This is a genomic window from Microbacterium hydrocarbonoxydans (genome assembly GCF_011752045.1).
Classification (GTDB): Bacteria; Actinomycetota; Actinomycetes; order Actinomycetales; family Microbacteriaceae; genus Microbacterium.
The window spans coordinates 1-21,772 of record NZ_JAAKXW010000005.1 but is presented as its reverse complement, the minus strand read 5'-3'; the positions used below and the strand labels follow the sequence as shown (position 1 = coordinate 21,772).

Annotated in this window: 14 protein-coding genes; 3 read left to right on the top strand and 11 right to left on the bottom strand. The window is 72.2% G+C overall.

The annotated features are described in order from the left end of the window. Positions 1-28: 28 nt before the first annotated feature. The 8 genes from G6G98_RS13885 to G6G98_RS13850 all read right to left on the bottom strand — a co-directional run bounded on the left by G6G98_RS13885 (position 29) and on the right by G6G98_RS13850 (position 14,347). Positions 29-931, bottom strand: a complete 903-nt coding sequence (locus G6G98_RS13885) for a hypothetical protein (RefSeq protein ID WP_164234320.1) — start codon at positions 929-931, stop codon at positions 29-31. Between the two features lie 88 nt (positions 932-1,019). Further along, the gene (locus G6G98_RS13880) at positions 1,020-3,482 is read right to left on the bottom strand and encodes a CHAT domain-containing protein (RefSeq protein ID WP_164234319.1); all 2,463 of its coding nucleotides are present in this window, start codon (positions 3,480-3,482) and stop codon (positions 1,020-1,022) included. Positions 3,483-3,502: 20 nt separating this feature from the next. Continuing rightward, positions 3,503-5,041, bottom strand: coding sequence for a S8 family peptidase (locus G6G98_RS13875; protein WP_164234318.1), 1,539 nt, complete (start codon positions 5,039-5,041; stop codon positions 3,503-3,505). Between the two features lie 41 nt (positions 5,042-5,082). Then, positions 5,083-5,559, bottom strand: coding sequence for a hypothetical protein (locus G6G98_RS13870; protein WP_067353876.1), 477 nt, complete (start codon positions 5,557-5,559; stop codon positions 5,083-5,085). Then, complete coding sequence (locus G6G98_RS13865) at positions 5,549-6,163, bottom strand: RNA polymerase sigma factor (RefSeq protein ID WP_067353874.1); 615 nt, start codon at positions 6,161-6,163, stop codon at positions 5,549-5,551. The genes G6G98_RS13870 and G6G98_RS13865 overlap by 11 nt, the downstream gene beginning before the upstream one ends. Before the next feature lie 431 nt (positions 6,164-6,594). Continuing rightward, on the bottom strand, positions 6,595-8,151 hold the full coding sequence (locus G6G98_RS13860) for an HNH endonuclease signature motif containing protein (RefSeq protein ID WP_164234317.1): 1,557 nt from the start codon (positions 8,149-8,151) through the stop codon (positions 6,595-6,597). 377 nt (positions 8,152-8,528) lie between these two features. Next, positions 8,529-11,036, bottom strand: a complete 2,508-nt coding sequence (locus G6G98_RS13855; RefSeq protein WP_164234316.1) for a M14 family zinc carboxypeptidase — start codon at positions 11,034-11,036, stop codon at positions 8,529-8,531. 5 nt (positions 11,037-11,041) lie between these two features. Further along, positions 11,042-14,347 carry a S8 family serine peptidase gene (locus tag G6G98_RS13850; RefSeq protein WP_164234315.1) on the bottom strand — a complete coding sequence of 1,102 codons (3,306 nt, stop codon included), beginning with the start codon at positions 14,345-14,347 and terminating at the stop codon, positions 11,042-11,044. 184 nt (positions 14,348-14,531) lie between these two features. Between G6G98_RS13850 and G6G98_RS13845 the strand changes: the two genes are divergently transcribed. Together G6G98_RS13845 and G6G98_RS13840 are read left to right on the top strand one after the other, a co-directional pair. Further along, on the top strand, positions 14,532-15,020 hold the full coding sequence (locus tag G6G98_RS13845) for a hypothetical protein (protein ID WP_067353866.1): 489 nt from the start codon (positions 14,532-14,534) through the stop codon (positions 15,018-15,020). Positions 15,021-15,152: 132 nt separating this feature from the next. Next, entirely contained in the window at positions 15,153-18,545 is a 3,393-nt protein-coding gene (locus G6G98_RS13840) for a hypothetical protein (RefSeq protein WP_164234314.1), read from the top strand. Here the strand turns inward: G6G98_RS13840 and G6G98_RS13835 are convergent, their stop codons facing one another. From G6G98_RS13835 to G6G98_RS13825, 3 genes are all read right to left on the bottom strand, one after another. After that, complete coding sequence (locus G6G98_RS13835) at positions 18,546-18,818, bottom strand: hypothetical protein (protein ID WP_164234313.1); 273 nt, start codon at positions 18,816-18,818, stop codon at positions 18,546-18,548. Positions 18,819-18,949: 131 nt separating this feature from the next. After that, positions 18,950-19,459 carry a MarR family winged helix-turn-helix transcriptional regulator gene (locus G6G98_RS13830; RefSeq protein WP_164234312.1) on the bottom strand — a complete coding sequence of 170 codons (510 nt, stop codon included), beginning with the start codon at positions 19,457-19,459 and terminating at the stop codon, positions 18,950-18,952. 10 nt (positions 19,460-19,469) lie between these two features. Beyond that, complete coding sequence (locus G6G98_RS13825; RefSeq protein ID WP_164234311.1) at positions 19,470-20,663, bottom strand: FAD-dependent oxidoreductase; 1,194 nt, start codon at positions 20,661-20,663, stop codon at positions 19,470-19,472. Positions 20,664-20,774: 111 nt separating this feature from the next. Between G6G98_RS13825 and G6G98_RS13820 the strand changes: the two genes are divergently transcribed. Then, complete coding sequence (locus tag G6G98_RS13820; RefSeq protein ID WP_067353854.1) at positions 20,775-21,407, top strand: LysE family translocator; 633 nt, start codon at positions 20,775-20,777, stop codon at positions 21,405-21,407. Positions 21,408-21,772 lie beyond the last annotated feature (365 nt).

Sequence of the window (21,772 nt, the reverse complement as noted above, 5' to 3'; positions counted from 1 at the left end):
CCCTACGGTAGCGGGTCGCGCGACCGGATCAGCCGAGGTCGGCGTCGTCCTCGGCCTCGCCACGGGCGATCTCGGCCCAGCGGCGCAGCCAGAGCGCGCCGGCGTCGTCGTGCACGAGGGTCGAGTGGTGGCGCACCGGGTACGGGGTGGGCGGGATGCCGTCGCCCGGACGCACGTCGACGTGCACGACGTCGTGGCCGTTCTCGTGCAGCCAGTCGGACATCGCGTAGTCGGTGCGGGAGTCGCCCATGGTCCGCCAGCTGCGCGGACGCGGGATGCCCTCGCCGTCGAGGAACGACAGCATCAGGCGGGCGCCGAGGTCCTTGCCGGTGCGGTTCGACTCGACGTCGGTGGAGATGATCGTCGGGTCGATGCGGTAGCGGATGCGGCCGCGGGAGTCGGGGACGCGCTCCTCCTCGCGCTCGTACCCGAGGTCCAGCCGGCGCAGGACGGCGGCGATCGCGTCGTCGAGCGCAGGCTGCGCGGCGCGGAACGTCTCGTTGGGGATGTCCGTGAGCTGCTCGAGAGAGACCATCGCCCGCTTGGTGTCGTCGTAGAACACGATGTCGGCGAACTCCTCGCGGACGAGCCGCTCCATCTCGCGGTCGAACGCCTCCGGCATCCGGAGGTCGTCGTCGACGTGCACCGCGCCGGCGCCGTCGGCCGTGATCCGCATCCAGACCGCGCCCTTCTCGCAGATGCCCCACAGCCGCACGCCCTCGTCGAGGCCGGCCTCCCGCAGCGGCGGGATGACCTGCTCGCGGAGGAAGGCGTCGGACCGCCCTGTGTTGAACGCGATCGGGATGCCGAGGTTGGCGAGCTCCGCGAGATCGCGGGCGATGCTCGGGATCGCGATCGTGCGGGTCACGGGGCTGGCGATGGGTCCGTCGACGTCGAGGAGGAGGCCCAGGGGCGGCGTGGCGGGGGTCACGTGACGATCCTATGAGGGGTCGCGGCCGGCTCCTGCCCGTGTTGCGCCGGCCCGAGGGTCGCGGACCCGCGCGAGACCCCGTGGGAGCTCAGAAGCCCGCGCCGTGCGCCTGGAACGGCGCGACGAGGCCGGTCGCGGCGTCCGCCCGCGCGAGCGCCTCGGCGGGCCGCAGCCCGCCGGACAGTCCCTCGTGCATGGCCGCGAGGAGCTCGCACGCGACGTCGTCGGCGACCACGACCGGGGAGGCGATGACGCAGCGGGTGCCGGCGTGCAGCCAGACGCGAGTCATCCCGATCGCCTCCTCGCCCCAGCGCACGGACGATCGGCCGAGCTCGCAGGCGGAGAGAACCACCGTGTGCGGCACCTGGGGCACGAGGTCGACGTCGTAGCCGAACAGGGTGCCGTCGGCGAGCTCCAGACCGGAGAACAGCGGGTTCTCCGCCGCGTGCCGGCCGTGCGCGGCGACATGCAGCGTGCCGACCCGCGAGGCCAGGCGCTCCGTGCCGTCGACCGTCGCCGCGGCCCCCTCGAGGATCTCTGCCGCCGCCCAGACCGCCGCACCGCGCTCGATCTCCTCGGCCCCGCGTGCCACGCGCGGCCCTGCCACGAAGCCGACGCCGCCCCCCGCCGGGCTGCTCCGGTCGGCGATCCACTGACTCGCCGAGGTCGCGATCGTGAACGTCCGGCCGCGGAAGGCCGGCAGCATGCCCCAGGGGATGCCGCCGAGGATGCCGGGCACCGTGATCGCGACCCGCCGGTCGCCGATCGCGGCGAGGAGCGGATCCGCGAGAGACGCGGAAAGACCTCTCAGCCGCTCGTCGAGCGACTGCCGCACCACCGGCGCCAGTGGACCCGAGCGCACGGTGGCGCTCACGTCGAGATCGGCGCGCAGTCCGGCGTGCGCGGCGTCGATGCGCGCCCAGGGCCCGATCCCGATCACCGAGGCCCGCTCGGCGGTGACCGCCAGAGCGGTCAGCCCCGCACCGTCGTAGACGTAGGACACGAGGGCCTCGTCGGCGCCGAGGGCGGCCTGCAGGGCATCGAGGGAGAGCCGTGCGCGCGCGCCGGCAGCGCCGGTGGCCGCCCACTGCCGGCGCCGGACCCGCTCGCTGAGCTCGACGGCCCGCGGAGCCGACAGCCAGTCGCCGCGATCTGATTCCGCGCGCAGCATCCGCAGCTCACCGAGGTCGGCAGCCAGTTCCTCGTCGCGCGGCGGGCGCACCGGGATGGCCTGCTGGCTGAGATGGCGCGCCCGCTCGGACCACTCGAAGAGCACGTCCGGCCGCCCCGAGCGCACAGCCGACCCGAGACCCGCGAAGACGAGGCCGCCGCCGTGCATCGCGAGCGAGGTCGCGAGGTCGAGGCTGCCGAACGAGCGCTGCCACTCGGCGAGCTCCTCGAGCCCGCTGGCCGCGTGCCGCCGCGCTCCCGCCTCCTCGCTGCGCGCCACGGCACGGGCCGCTCGCACCTCCTGGGCGAGCAGCCGCACCGAGAGCGGGGCGTCCCGCCTCGTGCGCACGGGCCCTGCACGCCCGGAGGAGCCCGCCAGCCGGAGTTCGCGGGTCAGCCGCAGCGCATCGGCTTCGGCGTGCAGTCCGTGCGCCCGCAGCGCGGCGACGGCCTCGTCGACGCCCGCCGGCATGGCCTCCTGGGCGCGGATGCGCGCACCCTCCGCCTCGCTCGCCGGAACGAGCACGGCGCGCAGCCGCAGAGCCTCGGCGCGCAGCGCCCACCAGTCGCTGCCGATCGCACGGAAGGTGCGGACGGCGGCCGCCGCCGTCGACGCCGCTCGCCCGGGGGAATGCAGGAGCAGGGAGCGCGCGAGGTGGAACTGCGCCTCGCCCTTCGCCTGCCGCATCCGGTTGGCGGCGAACACGCCGACGACGCGCTCCAGGCGGCGTTCGGCCTCCCGCGCGAGCCCGGCATCCCGCAGCACCTCCGCCGTGTCCAGATCGCAGATGGCGGCGTTGACGGCGGATGCCGCGGCGAGGGCCCCGCGCGCCTCCCCCATCTGGTGAAGGGCTGTGACGAGGTCGCCCTCCAGCAGGGCGATGTAGCCGGCGTTGTGCATCGCCATGGCCCGCTCGACCTCACCGCCGACGGTCCGGTAGTCGCGGGCTGCCGCCTCGACGTCGGCGCGCGCCGCCGCCAGGTGCCCGGCCTGGCTGTGCGCGACGCTGCGGTTGACGAGCATCGGCGCACGGTACTCGGCGTCGTCCCGGATGCCGGCGATCCCGCGGTCCAGCATCGCGATCGCCTCGTCGAGAGCGCCGCGCTCGAGAGCGAGCAGGCCGAGCTGACCGTAGACGATCGCCGCGGTGCCGTCGGAGACGCCGGGGATCGCGAGCGCCTCGCGGCACAGCTCCTCGGCGGCATCCGGATCGCCCTGGCGGATCGTCACCGCTGCGAGCGAACCCGCGATGCGGGCGCGCAGGTCCGCATCGTCGGTGCGCTGCGCGGCGAGGGCGAGCACGCGCCGCGCGGCGGCGTTGCGCCCTTCGTTCAGGTGCGCGCGTCCCCGGCGGTGCAGCTCCGCCGCTGAAAGCGTCATGCTCTCAGGATGGCGCGTGCTCACGGCATGCGCGAGTGGTCCCTCCCGTGCAGCTCGCCGAGCACGCTCTTCTTCGCCGCCTCGGGGGTGTCGCCCGCGAGGATCCGCGACGCGATCCGCCCGGCGACCACGGGGGCCGCGAACGACGTGCCGCTCCAGACGCCGAAGCCGCCACGGAAGTCGTCGACGTCGACCGTCTCCCGCCGGCGGCCGAGGGCGTCGTCCCTCGTGCCGGCCTGGATCCCGCCCTGGAAGGAGACGGGGATGATCGACAGCACCGCGACTCCCGGAGCGTACGTCTCGACCCAGTCGCCGACGTTCGAGAACAGGGCGACCGAGTGGTCGGAGGGGTTGAGGGCGCCGACCGAGACGTGACGGCCCTGCTCCTTCGCAGGGAGAGCAGCCGGATAGGTGGGCCTCGAGGTGGCCTCGTTGCCCGCCGAGCATACGACGACGCAGCCGCGGGCGCGGATCTCGTCGAGGAGCCGGCCCAGCTCGGAGACCGTGTCGGGGTCGTCGGGCGTCTCGTGCGAGAAGCTGAACGACAGATTGAGCACCGTGACCTTCGAGCCCCCGCGCTCCGCCTCGAGCGCGGTGTCGTCCATGAACGCGACGAGCCGGCCCAGAGCGCCGAGAAGGTCGTTCTCGAGGATGAGTCCGTCGCCGTCCGCGATCCGCACGGGCAGGAGCATCGCATCGGGGCACTCCTGCCGCACGATCCCGGCGATGAAGGTGCCGTGCCCGGCGGCGTCGTCGAGGATGCCGTCGAGCGGCTCGGCGAGCGAGGGCTCGCTCTCCGGGTCGGTGGGCGAGACCGGGTCGATGCCGATCGGCTCTCCGCCGGAGAGACGCGGCTCGACGATCGAGCCGTCCAGCCACGGATGCTCGCCCGCACCGGTGTCGAAGATCGCGACGATCGGGCGGATCGCGTTCGGGTGACGCCTGGCCGGCTCCGGGCCGAGGTAGCTCACCGGCTGCAGGCCGCCGGTGCCGATCTCGCCGTAGCTGCCGATGCCGACCGTGCCCGCGTTCGCCTTGAACGGGTTGGCCTTGAACGGGTTGGCCTTGAAGGGATTCGCCTTGAACGGGTTCGCCTTGAACGGGTTGACCCCGAGGCCGTCGGTGCTGAGCACGTGATTGAGGCTGATCCCGCGGGCGCCCTCGTCACTGCGACGCAGCTGGCGCAGCAGCGCCCATGCGTCGGGCGTCGGGGGGATCTGCTCGGCCTCGGCCGACACCCCCAGACGCACCCGGATGGAGCGGCTCGCCCCTCGGGTCCGCGGCAGCGCCCTCCGCGCTCGCCGATCGGTGCGCGGATCCTCGAGGGCGTCGTCCTTCTCGGTGCCGGTGACGGTCCATCCGGTCCGCTCGGCGAGCGAGCGCAGCCGTGCGATCGTGCCAGGGTCGGCCACGCCGGGGTCGATCAGCAGCTCGTCGGCGACATAGACCGAGGGCAGCACCGTGCCCGGCGCCTCTCCCGCCGGGTCGACCACCGCGAAGCTGCGCTCGGCTCTCCAGCCGCTCGCACCGTTCCTGCCCTCACCGCGTGGATCGCTCACTGCATCTCCTCACTCGTGTGCTGCTTCTGCTCGCTCCCCGTTCACACTTCGAACTGGGGCGTCTGGAACTCGGTCAGTCCGCCGTCGGCGGCCCGCACGACGATGCGCAGCCGGGACAGCCCGGCCGGGATCGCACGGAACTCGAAGCGCCCGCGGTCCCCTGCCGCGGCCGCCCAGTCGTGCCCGCCCTGCGCCAGGCGGATGGCGAGCGCATCGGCGTCCACCCATCCGTCGATGCGGCGGGAGCCGTCCTCGGTGGCGGTGACGTGCAGCAGCACGCTCGTCTCGCCGTCGCTGAACTGCAGCGTCGCCGTGTCGCTCTCGCTGCGGACGACATCGAGCGCCGACGACTCGACGAGCGTCAGCTGCGCGTACTCGCGCGAGAGGTCCTCGACGGCGACGGCCGCGACCATCCGGTCGACGAGATCGTCCGGCACCGGGTCCCTCTCCTGCCAGGCGTCGCGCAGGCGCGCGAACAGGGCGGCGTCGGGTGCGCGGCCCTTCTCTTCACTGGTCATCTCTTCCTCCCCAGCCGTCGCCCTCGAGCAGGGCGCGGAGCTTCCCGAGGCAGCGCTGCCTGGTCGGTCCGATCGAGCCGACCGGCATCCGCAGGTCCTCGGCGATGCGTGCGTAGTCGGGACGCTCCTCGAACGCGACGATCCGGAGCAGGCGCTGACAGCGCTCGTCCAGGCGTCCGACCGAGCGCCACAGCCGGCGGCTGTCATCGTGCTCCGCGGCGGACTGCTCGGCGGACTCGTGCAGCGGAAGGTGCCGCTCCAGGGTCTCGGGCTCCGTCGCGTCGGCGCGACGATGTCCGCGCCCCACCCGCCACGCCTCGCGCCGGGCGCACATCGTGAGCCAGCCGGACACGGCCAGCGGATCGGCGATGGAGTCGTGTCGCCGCACCAGCGTCAGCCACGTGGTCTGCACGACGTCCTGCGCGAGCGCGGCATCCAGCCCGTACGCGCGGACGATGTGCCACAGCGACGGGGTCATCAGGCGCACGAGCTCGTCCATCGCCCGGCTGTCGCCGTCCCGCCACCGCACGAAGAGTGAGCCCGCGCGTTCCCAACGCGCGGGCTCGATGGACTCGACCGACGCGGCGGCCCCCTCCTGCGTCATACGGTCAATTGTGTCCACACGGAGAAGAGAGCGGTAGAGCGGTCCTGATACATGTCGGCTGGAGTTTCTCGGCGGGATTCTCGTCGGGGGCTTCTTGCGGGTTTCTTGGGGGTCGCTGCGCGATGGATGCCGTGGGGAAGACATGCCCTCGCTCGCCTTCGGCGTGCTCCCGCCAGACCCGGTGCCAGCTTCCCCACGACATCCATCGCTCCGCTCGGAACCCCGGTCGTTACCGCCGGTCGTGGAACGAGCACCCACCCGGTCGTTGAGCGACCCCCACCCGGTCGTTGAGCGAGCGGAGCGAGTCGAAACGCCCCTTCCGGGGCACGGCCCCGGTCCCGGTGTTCGAGCGATCGCACGCCCGGTCGTTGAGCGAGCGAAGCGAGTCGAAACGCCCCTTCCGGAGCGCGACACAAGTGTGCGGATGCTGTTCAGGTGCGCAGCACCGTCCGTCGCTTCGGTGGCACGGGGACGGTGTGACGCGGGGTGCGCCACTTCTGATCCGGGTCCCACCACTCGGGCCCGCGTATCTGCGGCAGGCCGTTGTTCATGCGGATCTCCCACCCGGAGTAATCCAGGGACCGGTGGTGCCACCAGCACAACGGGACACCGTTGTCCGTGTGCGTGGGGCCGCCCTTCGCATGCTCGGTCACGTGGTGGATCTCGCACCACGACGCGGGCACGTGACACCCGGGGATGAGGCATTCACGGTCGCGGGCGATGATCGCGCGTCTTTGGTGCACCGTGAACACCCGGTCCGTCGTCGTGATGCCGATGATCCGGCCCTCGTCGAAGAGCACCCGCTGGATCGCACCCGTGCAGGCCGTGTGGGTGGCCACGGACAACGGAACCGGGTCCTCTGCGCCCGGGATGGTCGCCCATCCGGTGCCGGTGGCGAGGTCCTTCACATCCACATGCACCACCAGGGTCGGGGCGGCACCACCCAGGGACGGCATGTCGTCATGGCGGGCCGCGATGCCCAAAGCGGCGGCGAGAGCATCGTGTCGCTTCTGCCCGGGCGTGCGGGAGTCGATCAGGTTCCGCGGATCGATGTTGAACCTGTCCTCACCGTCGCCGTCGGCACCGTCGGCAGCGGCCTCATCATCGGCGGGCTCGAACCGCACACGGGGAGCGGGAGCACCGCCCACTTTCGGGTTGTTGTAGGCGTCGTTGATCAGGCGCCACGCCGCCGCGACCTCCGGGGTGATGTTGCCCCGCACCGGATGCGATCCGTTCCGCAGCCGGCCGACCGTGAAACACCGGCCCGCCTGCGCCTCCCGATCCGACGGCTCCGCCCCATCCGGATCCAACCCCACCGCGAGCGCACTCGCGAACAACTTCAAATCCTCCGCCGACGCCCGCGGACCCTGCGGTGAACCGCGCTCCGCGCCCGCCTCATCCGAGTAGTCGCCGTCGGCATCGGCGCCGTCGCCGGTCGTCGCCGCGTCGCGGTCGACGTCTGCGGTCGCCGGATCGAGGCCACCGGCCTCGTCGCCCGGAAGCTCCTCACCCCGCGTGAACGCCGCGAGATGGGCGTCCGCCCACAGCCGCTCCTCGAGCGTGATCCGGTCCCGGGCCCGCTCCAGCGGCCCCACCGCCGCCAGCAGCCCCGCCACCCCGACCGCCCCATCCAGGAGTGCTTCGCGCATCGCGGGCCAGCGGGCCGGCATCCGCTCCCCGGACACCAGGTTCACCTCCCGGGCCACGGCATCCGCAGCCCGGATGATCCTCCCCGCGGTCGGGGCGTTGACCAGCGTCGCTCGGCGGAGGAGTTCGTTCATGCCGCGGCATCCGAACCGGTGACCGAACTCCACATCCGCGGTCGCCACCGCCTCCACCACCCCGGCATCCGCCAGCCGCGACACCTCACCCAGGCCGACCAGCAGCGCTGCACGGTCGGCATCCGACAGGCCCGCGACCGTGTCCCCGGACAGCAGCTCACGCAGGCCGGAGGTGACCTGGGCGAGGGTGTCGGCGGGGCTGTTCATACCTCAATTCTGCCGAGGGCCACCGACATTGAGACGCCGGTTTCCCCCAGGTCTGAAGAACTTTTTGACCGATTCTGGGGCCGTGTTCGGAGGGGGCGTTTCGACTCGCTTCGCTCGCTCAACGACCACGGGGCAGAACCCCCTCCGACAGGGCGTTTCGACTCGCGTCGCTGGCTCAAGGACCGCAGCACGACAGGGGCATCTCGACTCGCTCCGCTCGGTTCAACGACCGGACAAGACACAGGCGTTTCGACTCGCTTCGCTCGCTCAACGACCACGGGGCAGAACCCCCTCCGACAGCGCGTTTCGACTCGCACCCCTCGCTCAACGACCGGTGGACGGGAGCTCGACCACCGGCCGCACGCCGCGCCCTTCCCTCAGCGAACCCGGGTGCTCCTTCGCAGCACTCGCACGAAGGGCGACCCTCCGGGCAGACGTCCGTCGACCCGGATGCTCACGGTCGAGAAACCTGCGGGCATTGCCGCAGTGGCCCCGTCCCAGATCGTCGGCGGACGGCGCACACCGGCCTGCTTCTGGAGCACAGCCGACAGCCGCTCGAGCCCGCGGTCGGGATCGACACCTTCCGGCAGCACGAGATGCGGGTCGGCGACCGAGGAGACCGAGAGCCGCGGTGCGCGGAGCGGGCGCTTCTCGAACCGCGCCCGCACGTCGACCGTCGCCTTCCGCCCCTTGCCGATCACGTCGGGCAGCCGCAGGCGCACCTGCAGCGGCGAGCGCACGAACGCGGCGACGGCGCTCGGCGCCTGCTGGTCGCCGCGGATGAGGCGCCACACCCCGGCCGCCGGTCGCGACACGGAGATGTTGACGTATCCGTCGTCCCCGTTCATCCGGACGCCCCAGTCGTCCGGATGAACGGGTCGTCCCGAGGGAGACAGGAGCCGGATGCCGCCCCGCTTGCGAAACCCCGTCCGGAGACCCGCGCGAATCCCCTCAGCGAACCCGACCCCGAACCCGACCCCGCCCCCGACCCCGTCAGCGAGCCCCGCACCGGAACCCGCCACCAGGCTCACCGTGAGCTCCTCCGCTCCCGGCTCGACGGGGATGTCGGTGACCGGCGCACTGTCGACCTGATTCACCACGAGCCCCTGATCCGTGATCCCCGCGCGCATGTCGTTGTAGGCGAGATGCAGGTCGAGGGCGGTGGGGCTGTTCAGGAACATCCCGCCGGTGGAGGTCGCGATCGACTGCAGCAGCGGAGCATCCGCCGCCGGCCCGAGCGCCACCGTGTACACGCGCAGGCCCGCCGGCAGTCCGGCCAGCGCCGTCGCCACGGGCGGATCGACGTTCTGGAACCCGTCGGAGATGAGCAGCACCGCCCGTGGCGCTGCCGCGCCGGAGAGCTGAGATGCGGAAGCCAGCAGCCCGGCGCCGATCGGCGTCCACCCTCCGAAGGCGATCCCGTCGACGGCCGCCCGCAGCGCCCCGGCGTCTCCCGGATCATCGAGCAGCGTCAGCGGCGCCTCGACCGTCGCCCGGTCGCCGGGCGGTGTGACCCCGGGCGCGGGATCGGCGAACGTCACCAGGGCCGTCGAGTCGCCGAGCGACAGGAGGTCGATGAACCGCTTCGCGTTCTGCCGGGCCACCGCCTCATAGCCGAAGGCCACCATGCTGCCGGTGCGGTCGATGCACTGCACGACGCTGAGCGGCGTCGGCGTCGTGACCGTCAGGGTCCTGGTCGCCGCGGCGAGCGCGCGCAGCCCTGCCGTCACCTCGGCGATCACCGGCGTCGCCTGCGCCCACGGCGGCTGGAAGTCGAGCCCGCATTCGGTGTTGAACCCGAAGACGCGGTGCGCGAAGAACATGTACTCGTCCGAGGGCCCGGCATGGTTCGAGGTGGTGCCCAGCGAATACGCATTGCCGTTGACCGACTGGATCGCGGTGCGCAGGGTCGTCTCCAGACCCGCGTAGATCGCCTCGTCGGCCGCCGATACCGGCTCGGAGCCGACGAAGCTGCCGCCGGCCGGGTTCGGCCGCAGGATCTGCTGCCCGTAGGAGTGCGCATCGACGCCGACGAGCACGTTCGGGAACTGCTCGAGCACCCAGCGGATGTTGCGGTTCTCCGCCTCCGAGAAGGCGAACGCCCCGCGATACGTGTCGTTGCACGGCGATCCCGAGGAGCCCGCCCCGCCGAAGTACACCTCGTAGTTGCGGTTGTTGTCGACGCCGAAGCATCCGCCGCCGTTGTTCCTCCGGTTCTTGCGCCACCCCGCGTCGTCGTGCACCGAATACGTGAGCCCGTCGGGGTTCAGCACGGGGACGATGAGGATGTCGACCCCGTCGACGAGCGCGTTGATCGCCTGCACACCCGGGTCGGCGCTGGCGGGGTCGTAGTTGTTCAGCAGCTGCGCGGCGAACTCGATCGCGATGAGCGGGTTCATCCACTCCCGCGCGTGCGTGCCGCCGATCAGCAGGAATCCGGGCTTCGCCCTCGACGCCGGGGTGGTCGTGATCCGCAGGAGCTGGACGGATGCCGGCCCGGCGGCCGCCGCGAAGGAGCCGTCGTACCCGGGTGTCGGCTCGGGGAGAGTCGTGAGCGTGCAGAGCGACGGATGCGCGGCGGCGAGCGCCGACACGGCCGCCGCGACGCCCGGGCCGTCGAGATAGCCGGAGACGAAGCCGGTCGCGATGTCGACGAGTCCGCCGCTCACATCGTCGCGGTCGTCGCGCACGAGCAGCGGCTCGAGCCGGGTCACCGGCAGGCCGGCGGCCTCGACGGCGGTGATCTCGGCATCCGTCAGCACCAGGCGGAGGTCGCTGCCGACCACCTGACGGTGGTCGGCAGCGATGGTGCCGTCGGCGTCGAGCTGGGCGACGACGAGCAGGTTCGCCGTCGTCGCCGGCACGGAGCACCGGAAGGCGGTCACGTCCGTCAGCCCTTGCCGACCGTGATGACGACGCCCACCGAGCCCTCGATGCGCCCCCGGTGGTCGCGCTGCAGCACCACGACCTCGTACTCGCCCTCGGGCGTGCCCTCTTCGATGACCCCGCCGAGCACGAGCAGCGTCGGCCGCTCCCCCGGCACGGGCACGGGGACGCGCACGCTCTTCACCGGGGCGAGGAGCACGACCTCCCGCCCGCCCTCGAAGCCGAGCGACCAGGTGGGCCGTGCGGGGAGCTTGATGCCCCGCAGCAGCGGGTCGCGCTCGAGGATCGCGAGACCCCGGGTGGCGAGCGTGCGGGTCGGCTTGATCCGCGTGGGCGTCTCCACGGGCTCTTTGCGGTTCTGCTCGGCCAGCGCCCGCATCCGCCGCCGCAGCACCGGGTCGACGAGGTCGAGGTACAGCCGCACCGACTTCGGCAGGTCTCCGCGGAGCACCTCCACGATCATCGACTTCCCGCGGTTGATGTCCTGCCCGATCACGAAGCCGGTCGCGAAGTCGCCGCCGCCCGTGTCGGCATCCACGATGGCGATGTTCTTCTGGGCGAGGTTGTTGTCGTCCCAGACGTGGTTGCCGGTCGGCAGCGGCCCGTCGTGCGGCGTCACCTCGGCCAGCAGGCACGGATGCCACTTCACCGGGCTGCCGCCGATCATCACCGTGTCCGGCGGCACGAGTCCTGCCGGCCATTCGACCGTCACGATCTGCTCGGCTCCCGGTGCGAGCGGTCCCACCTTCGCCTCGCCGATGAAGTACGTGCCGTGCGTCATCGGCGACGGGATCGGGTCGCCCGGTCCGTTCGTCGGGATGAAGGATGCCGGCCAGATGAACTCGGTTCCCGGCCAGTGCGTGATCGACAGACGCACCCAGGCCTCGTTCGAGGCGACGGTGGCGCTGCGGTTGCGCACCCGGGCGTAGATCCAGTTGGCCTGGCCGCGGATGGGATCCTGATGCGGTCCGGCGTTCCCGTACCCGGCGGGCAGTGCTCCCGGGTCCGAGGCGGGGTTCGTCGTGCGGCACCACACGTCGGGGGTGTTCCAGAACGCGCCGGTGCTCGGCACGTTGCCGCTGTCGGAGAGGTTGTCGCGCATCACGACGTCCGGCAGCGCCCCGAAGCTGATCGCGCCCTGCACCGCCGCGGCGGCGTCGATGCGCCCGTAGCCGTACCAGCCGCTGCGCACGGCGGGCTGCCCCGAGGTGACGGAGGGGTTGCCGGCGGCATCCAGCCACTGCCCCACCGGGTCGGTGTTCGCGAGATCGAACCGCACCGCGGTGTCGCGGAGCACCTGCCGGGCCTGCACCCAGGTGAGCTGCGGCTTGGCGGAGAGCACGAGCGCGGCGACGCCCGCGGCGAGCGGCGTCGCCGAGGAGGTGCCGCCGAACGCGTTGGTGTGGTTCGCGGGCCCCTGCACGACGACGGCGCCGTTGGCGTGGGCGTTCACGAGACCGCCCGACCACTCCGTGAAGTAGTCCGGCCAGCCCTCCACGGTGAGCGTCTTCGTTCCCGCGTTGACCGCCGAGATGCGGGCCGGCTCGCTGCCGTTCGCCCCGATCGCCCCGATGTGGATGACCTGCCCCGCGGCGAGACCGGCGACGCTGGCCACCGTGATCGTGGTCGCGCCCGCCGTGCTGGCCGCCGTCATGGTCGTCGTGATCGCCGGGTGGCTGGGGAGGTTCCCGCCGCCGAGGTGGGCGGCGCCCCACGTGCAGTAGCCGGTCGGCGGGTTGTGGACCCCGCCGTAGTCCTCGGTCGGCGAGGAGAGGGCGATGCTGCCCCAGCCGGACATCGTGGCGCGCACCTCGGTGACCCCGTCGTTCGCGAGCGTCGTGCCGGCGATGCCGAACGACTTCTCGTAGGCGCCCCAGGGGCGCGCGGTGACGTTGTTCTGGTTCTGGTTGCCGGTCGAGAAGAAGCAGAGAGTGCCCTTGCCGCCCCGCCCGAAGGTGGTGAGGAAGTCGAGCGTCGCCCGTGCCGTGCCCGACAGCGGGGAGCCCGCCCCCGGGGTGAGGCTGCAGGTGATGACGTCGGCGCCGCGGCTGAGCGGTGCGGGGAACCCGGTCAGCGGGCTCTGCGGGTCGAAGCCGGCCATCCAGATGTACTGGTCGGAGACCTCGATGTCGACGTACGGCGTGCGGCCGACGACGCTCATCATCTGCACGTTGGGCGCGGCGCCGGCGATGCCGTAGCCGCCGCCTCCGGGCGCCGGGTTGTTCGCCATCGCGACCGAGACGCCGGCCACGCCGGAGCCGTGGTCGCCCCACGGGCTGTTGTTGTTCGCCACCATGTTGTCGAAGTCGAACGACGCGAACACCTTCGGCTGGCCGTTGGTGAGGGTGCCGGCGAAGTCCGGGTTCGTCGGGACGCCGCCGGACTCCTGGACCCCGGAATCCCACACCGCGAGCAGGATGTTCGGGTCGCCGAACGTCTGCAGCCCGTTGTCCTGCAGGATCTGCCAGGCGTCGGGGGCTCCGACGAGGATGCGGTCCCAGGCGCCGGGGAAGAGGAAGTCGTTCGGGGTGACCGTGTCGACCTGCGGGGAGACCGCCAGGCTCGGCTCCGCCCAGGCGACGTCGTCTCGGGCGGCGAGCTTCTCGATCACTTCCAGCGCGTCGAGCGAGGCGCCGCGGTGCAGACGGAACACGAAGGTCGTCGTCGCGTACGGCAGTTCACGGACGAGCTCGCAGCCGAGCTCCTTCGCGATCGCGGCCGCCTCCTCGCGGCGCGGACCCTGGAACTGCACGACGATGTCGCGGGTGAGGTGGCTGAACCCCTCGGCTCCCTGGGTAACGACGGCACCGGCGTGCTCGACCTCGTCGAGGGCGTCGAGCCGCTTCAGGGCCTCCTCCACCCGACCGCCGTCGGCACGATAGAGGCGCATGCCGGCCTGACGCGCGAGGTCCGGGAGCTGCTGCTCGTCGAGCCCGAGGTCGGCGGCGACCGCATCCATGCGACTCTGCCGGCGCGCCTGCCTCGCGAGGGTGACGCCGATGAGGCCGGGTTCGGCGGTGATCGGCACGCGCACCCGCTCCCGGAAGAACGTCGGAGTCCCGGGCTTCGCGAGCAGCACCAGCTCGGCGTTCTGCCCCTCCTGCAGGGTGATGCGCCGGATCTGGTCGTCGAAGTCCGGATGCCGGACCGTGAGGGTGGCGGTGCCCGGTGGCAGCTTCTCACCGGCGTACGCCCCGAGGTCCTCGCGGAACTCGAGGGAGCGGGCGTCGCGGGCGGACTCCACTTCGACGTGGGCATCGGGAACGGGCTTCTCGTCGAAGAGCACATCGACGCGGAGCAGTGCGGACATGTCAGACCTCCAGTTCATGACGGATTGTCGGAGGGGAAGAGCCGTCACCCGGCCGGCCTGATACGTCGGACCGGCATGTATCAGAGAGCGCTGAGGACGCTCTTCCCATCGACCTGTTCCGGGTCACGGAGGTCCGCACGAGCGGACCGAGAGGGCCCGTCGGGGCCGGAAGGAGGGAGCTGCCATGGCACCCAGGAAGTCACTGCGGGAGACGGCCCTGTGGGCGATCCTCGCGAACCGCCACCCGATCCTCTGGGAGGAGATCGTCGGCCCGCTCGGGCCGCTCGGCCGCGTCGCCGCACACCACCATGCCGCGCTGAACCCGCAGCCGCTCCCTCCGAAGGAGTCGTCTGTCGGCATCCGCTACGGGCTGAAGACGGCCTACGGCGTCGTCCGGGCGGCCGGCATGGCGCGCCTGCTCGGCATCGCCTTCGACGACATCCCCGACATCTGCCCGCCCGAGCCGGAGCCGTTCCCGCCGCTCCCGGATGCTCCGGATCCGATCCCGTGGCACGTCGCGCTGAAGACCATCCCGGACTTCTACGCCGACTACGCGCTCGGGCTCGCGATCGGCCTCGAGGCCACCGCCGGCGAATGGGAGCATCTCCCGGCGGCCGGCGCGCTCGCGAAGCTGCGCGAGCGGGCGATCGGCATCGCGCCCGTGCGAGTCTGACGGGCGCGGCGCGGCGAGCGGCCCCGTGGCCCCACCTCCCCCGAGGGTCACGGGGCACTCGTTGCGCTCGGGGGCCGGGAGTGGGATGCTGGCGCGGACGGGGGTCTCTGGGTGCACCAGGAGGAGACGGCCATGTCCTCTTCGGAACTCGTCGGCGCAACGGATGCGACCACGACGCAGGGCGGCGATCCCCCGGCGCCGAGGTCGCCGCGTGCGTCGTGGGGGCCGCCGTGGAGCGGCCCGAACTCGCCGTTCGCCCGCCGGCTGCGCGAGCGCCTCTGGCTGCCCCTCGCCGTCGTGGTCGCCCTCACCGGCTGGGTGATCCTCCGGGAGGCCGACCGGCTCATCGGGGCCATCGTGCATCCCGACGGCCGGGTGGCGTCCGTCGGCGACGTGACCGGCCTCTTCGCCTGCTCCGGTCGCGACTCCTGGCAGATCTGGGCGGGGTCGGCGGACCGGCCCTCCCTGCCCGCGTTCATCGCCGGCTACGTGATCGGCGACCTGCTGTTCATGGCCGGCTACTTCGTGCTCCTCGGGATCCTGCTGGCGCGCTCGCGGTTCGCCTTCACGATGCTGATCGCGACCGCCGGCTTCGACCTCATCGAGGCGGCGCTGCTGGTCGTCACGGCCGGCGCAGTGGCGGCATCCGCTCCCTGGATGGGCTGGCTGCCGACGGCACTGGCGTGGGTGGCGGTCCTGAAGTGGGTGGCGCTGGGACTCGCCCTCCTCGGCGGTCTGCTCGTGCGCGCGAGCCGGGAGGCGCTGCGCGCCCGCCTCGCCAGGGCGATCATCGCCCTGTGGACGCACCGGCTCACCGTGCTCTTCGTCGCCGGGTTCGGGTTCGTGGCGCTGGCGCCGTTCTCCGGCATCTTCGACCAGCTGCCCGACGTGCAGCGCGAGTGGTTCGGCGACGGCTCCGGGTTCGCACGCCCGGCCGGCGAGGCGACCCTCGCCTTCCTCGCGCTGCTCGGCACGGCGGCGCTGTTCTGGTACTTCGGGCGGCGCCGCACCGAGCGCGTCTACCGGAGGTTCCGTACGTCGCAGGGCCATGACTGGCAGGCCGCGCCCGACAGCATCGCCTGGTGGGTGGGGGTCCCGGTCGCCGGGCTGTCGATGGCGGTGCTCGCCACCCTCGCCGACGACGTCGCCGGGATCCTGCTGCTGGCCGCCGCGGGGTGCCTGATCGCGACGGTCGCCTCGGCCTGGTGCGCTCAGCTCGCCTGGGCCGGCGGGAGCGCGCAGTGGTGGCTGGTCCCCGCCGGCATCCTCGCCGGGTTGTCGGCGTGGGCATGGGCGGCGGGCGCCGCCGAGTGGCTGGACATCCGGACTCTGGGAGGGATGTTCGGCGTCTCCGCGATCGTGATCGGGCTCTCCGCGCTGCTCAAGAAACTCTGGACCACCGGAATCCTGGGCTGGCGGGTCGCGGAGCCGCCGCGTCCGCTCATCGCGGGCGCCGGGGTCGACCGCGCCGCCGACACCGGCGCCGGCGACGCCGCCCCGCCGCTGCGGGACCCGGCGGAGGACGTCGTCGCCACGGCATGGCTCGTCGGCGACGGACTTGCCGTGATGGTGCTCGCCATCGCTCCGCTCGGTCTCGTCCGCTCTCTCACCGCACCGGTGCTGATGGACGCCGCCGACCCGGCCGTGCACGTCGGGCCCGCCGTCTGGGCTGGACTGCTCATCGCCCTGCCGATGGTCGCCGGGCTCGTCGTGGCACCGGTGATCGGCATCCACCGCCTGGACCGGATGCTGGAGAAGCCGGAGGCCGACCCGAGTCTCGGACGCATCCTCATCGACCCTCAGATCGCCGCGCCGGCGAGCGAGGAGGCGGCGATCTTCCGGTTCGACGTGGGGATCGTGGGCGTGGGGCTGACCCTCATCGGCTGGGCGACCTTCTCGCCGGCATCCTTCGCCTCACTGGGGCCGGTGGCGGTGACCACCGTGCTGCTGCTCGCCTGGAGCATGGTCTTCGGCGGGGTGATGCTGTCCATGCAGCGGAGCCGGCCGCTGCCCCTGTTCCGTCAGCTCGGCCTCAGCGCCGCACCCGTCATCGCCATCGTCACGGTGTTCATGTTCGCGGTGTCCCTGTGGGCGGTGCCGGAGCTGCACGGCATCCGGACCATCGACGACGCCGCCGTGCCCCGGGATCCCTCGGGCCTGTCGACCGACAAACGGCTGGCGGAGGCCTTGAAGGACAGCTTCGATCGATGGCTCGAGTCGGCGCCCGGCTGCGGAGATGCACCGACGCCGCTGCTGCTCGTGGCGGCGGAGGGCGGCGGTGCGCGGGCCGCCTACTGGACCGTGCGCGCCATGGAGGAGCTGCACGCGAGCGACTGCCTGGGACCGGCGCTGTTCGCCGCCAGCGGCATCTCCGGTGGAAGCGTGGGCCTCGCGATCGACCAGGTGGTGACGGCCGGGAACGCACCGGCGATCGAGGCGGAGTCGCTGTCGCCCGAGGCGTCGGCGGTGACCGCCCTGACCGGACCCGCCCCGCTCGCCCGCGTCGTCACCGGCTTCCTCGGCGGCGACTTCATCGCGGCGCTCACCGGAGTCCGGGTGCCGACCACCGGGAACGCGTGGCTCGACCGAGCGGGTCACCTCGAGGTGGCGTGGGACGAGCAGGTCCCCCCGCTCGCGGGCTCCTACTCCCCCGAGGCGCCGGCCGGCAGCCCGTTCCTCGTGCTGAACTCGGCCGATTCGGTATCCGGATGCCGCATCAGCGTCACCCAGCTGCCGCTGGCGGCGGGACCGGCGTGGCAGGGCGGCGAGCGGATGACCGCCGACGACTGCGGGTCACCGACCACCGGGGCGGGGTTCGCCCTCGAGTTCGACGACGCCTGGCGGGACTGCTCCGACAACCTGCGCTGGTCGACGGTCGCGATGCTCTCGGCGCGCTTCCCGTTCGTGACGCCGGGCGGACGGATGCCGGTCGACGGCTGCAGCGGCGGTGCGGGCGAGACCGCGCCGGACGCCCAGCTCGTCGACGGAGGATACAGCGACGGCTCCGGACTCGCGCCCCTCGCGGATCTCATGCCCGAGCTCGTGCGGCTCGTCGACGATCACAACCGCGATTGCGCGAGCGCTCCGGCCGAGAAGGAGTGCGCTTCCGCTCCGGAGGTCAGGCCGGTCGTCGTCTACCTCAAGAACGAGCGCGGGTTCGAGATCGACGCCGAGGCGGAGCGGCTCGCGGCGGAGTTCCTCATCCCGCTCGCCGGTCTCAAGGCGAAGAGCCTGCAGAACAGCGAGGAGGCCTGGCTGCAGCGGCTGTCCGACGGCCTCGGCGAACTGGCCGCCACCGCCGCGTGCGCCGAAGACGACCCGATCTGCAGGCATCCGGTCGTCGTCGTCTCCGCAGCGACCACCCCGACGATCACCCCGCCGCTGGGCTGGACGCTGTCGGAGCTCAGCCGCGACACCCTCGACCTCGCGCTCGAGGCGAGCCTCAGCCGGTGCACCGTGGTCGCCGGGTACCCGACCCTGGGCGCACTGAGAAAGGCGTTCGACGGGGTGGAGTGCGAGGAGTAGTCAGGTGCCGACGGAGTCGGCACCTCGCAGCGGAGGGGAGCGGATCGACGAGCGCGCGCGACTGCGCGTGCGCACCGCCCGTTCCCCGCGCGGCGTGAGAGGTTCCGCCACGACGAACGGAACCTGCGCGCCGGAGTCGCGCAGCATCGCGGCGATCATCGGCTCGTCTCGCACACCGGCCATGATCGCCCGGAACTCGAGCTCCACCAGCTCCGGATCGGAGCAGACGATGTCCCAGAACTCCTCCGACACCCGGTCGATGCCGCCCTGCACGGCTCACCACCTCCAGATTCTCCGCGGGACGACGGACCGACCATGTCCGCTCGCCCGCTCACTCAGATAATCTGCAACTGCTGATAGAGATTTTTTACCACCACGACGTCGCGTGAGCAAGCACTGCTGCCTCAGGAGATGGGGGCACGGAGCTCTCGCGTCTGCTCGACGTTCAGAGCGGCCGCCCGCTCGAGGAACTCCGTGGCGAAGCTGAGCTGCTCGTCTGTCAGCGTCTCGAGGTACTCGCCCCACCTCTCGCTGATGCGCCGGTAGACGGGAGCGATCCGCGGCATCAGCGACGTGGGCTCGGCGGTGACGACGACACGGCGGCGGTCCTCGGGATCCCGGCTGCGGGTGACGTGGCCGGCCCGCTCGAGACGGTCGATCACGGCTGTGATCGCACCGCCGCTGGTGAGCCCGACCTCCGCGGCGAGCTGCCCTGGGGTGAGCGGCCCGCCGCTCATCAGGATGCCGATGGTCTGGAGGTCGGTGCTGTTGAGGCCGACCGCTCGAGCCACGGCATCCTGGAAGAGCACGGCGCGAGCCATGAACTCCTGCATGGCCCTGCCGTGCCGGGCGATGGCATCGGTGCGAGCCGACTCCGGCTCCGGCGACCCGGCCGTGTCGGGCGATGCGTCCATGCGCCCCAATCTACTCGTCGCGCCCCGCGCCCACCGGCGCCGGCTCGGCCTCGAACACCCAGTCGTAGCGCGTGTCCTTCGTCGCATTGCGAAGGAAGAGCGGCAGCAAGAGGTCCCTGAGGACTCCGGCGATCCGGCTCCCGCCGGCCTTCTTCTGCCTGTCGATCGCGGCCGCGTAGGCGACGACCCTCTCCGCGCGCTCCCGCCGGCTCGCTTCGAAGGCGGCGAACCCGGCCTCGTGATCGGCATGGCGATCGAGGGAGGCCGCGAGGGCAGCGGCATCCTCGAGCGCCAGCGATGCCCCCTGCCCGGCGGACGGGCTGGTGGCGTGCACGGCGTCGCCGAGAGCGACCGCGGGTCCGCGCCACCACCGCGGCACGGTGGGCAGACGGAAGATCGGGTAGGCGCCGACGGATCCCTGCGTCCCGCGCAGGATGCTCGGCACCGGCTCGGGGTCATCCGAGTGGAGCACCCGCAGCTGCGCGAGCACCTCGACGGCGGATGCCGGGTGCTCCCGCGACGGCGGCTCCGGGACGGTGGCATTCGCGAACCAGTAGACGGTGCCGTCGTCGCGCACGAGGTAGCCGAAGAACGAGCGGCGGCCGAACACGAAGCGCTGGATGCCGGGGGTCGGTGCGAGCCCCGCGACGCGGGCGAAGCCGCCGGCGCCGACGAGGCCGGTGTACTCGGCACGGACCTCCGGAGCGATGAACCGGCGCACGCGCGAGCCCACGCCGTCGGCGCCGATCACGATCTCGCCGTCCTCGACGTGGCCGTCGTCGAAGAAGGCCCGCACGCCGTCCACGGTCTCCTCGAGGCCGGTCAGGCGCCGCCCCGTGCTGATCCGCACGCCGGCATCCGCGGCGCTCTCCCAGAGGACCTGCTGCAGCCAGCCGCGGCGCACCACGGCGCCGCCGTCCTCCGGGCGACCCGCCGGGCCGTTCGGGACGGTGGCGAGCAGCCGCCCCTTGCCGCTGTACATCTCCATCTCCCCTGCGCGGTGCGCGTCGGAGAGCAGCCGGCCGGTGATCCCGAGGAGGTCCAGCACACGGCGGCCGTTCACCGCGACGTTGAGGAAGAGCCCGTCCGCGGGGTCGAGCGCCGTCCGGGATTCGAAGACGGGCGCCTCCCACCCCTGCCGGGTGAGCAGCTGCGCCACGGCGGGTCCCGCAGTTCCCGCCCCGATGATGATCGCCTTCGGCATCCGCTCCTCCTCTGTCGCCACGGACCGAGACGCCCGCGCGAGAATCACTCTACTTCAGACTCTCTCTAATTTCGAGCGATATTTGGAGAGGGGCGGAGTAGTGTCTCCCTCATGGTCCCGATGGAGAACCTCCTCGCATTCACGATCACGTCCGTGGCGATCATCGTCATCCCGGGCCCGAGCGTGCTGTTCGTGATCGGGCGCTCGATCGCGCTCGGCCGGCGCGCGGGGCTGCTGAGCGTGTTGGGGAACACCCTCGGGCTGATCCCCGCCGTGCTCGCGGTGGCATTCGGCGTCGGCGCGATCGTCGCCGCCTCGGTGGTGATGTTCACAGTCATCAAGATCGCCGGTGCGCTCTACCTCGTCTGGCTGGGCATCCAGGCGATCAGGCATCGGCACGCGCGGACGCACCTCGCCTCCGAGACGCGGACCTCATCGTGGAAGCTCTTGCGCCAGGGGTTCATCGTGGGCATCACGAATCCGAAGACGATCGCGTTCTTCCTCGCCGTACTGCCGCAGTTCGTCGCCCCTCGGGCGGGTGCCGTGTGGCTGCAGCTGCTCGTGCTCGGCCTCGTGTTCCTCGTTCTCGCGCTCGCGTGCGACAGCATCTGGGCACTCACCGCCGGCACCGCCCGGGCGTGGTTCGCGCGCTCCCCGCGGCGCGTTTCCACGCTGTCCGGCGTCGGCGGCGCGATGATGATCGGCCTCGGCGGCGGGCTCGCGCTGACCGGGTCGCACAGCTGACGCGAGGCGTTGCGCTCAGAACTTTCTGCACCCCCGCGCCGCTGGTAATCCGGCCGATCGTCGTTCGACCGCAACCCCTGTTGCGCGCGATCCGCCCGATGGAGAAGCCCTGATGCCGCAGCACTCTCGCCCACCGCACTGCGGGCCCTGCATCCACCGCGTCGACACTCTCCCGACCACGCCGGCCGGCTGCGCCTGCTGCCGACGGCAACGCGCTCGCGCTTCAGACCGGACACGACGTCGAGGTCGCCGGGACATGCAGCGCGCTCTGCCGTGTGGTGGCGCGGGGTTCTCCGTCAGGAGGCGTCAGTGGGTGTCTTCGGCTTCGATCTCGGTGCGGTCGCCGGACCACTGGGTGTGGAAGG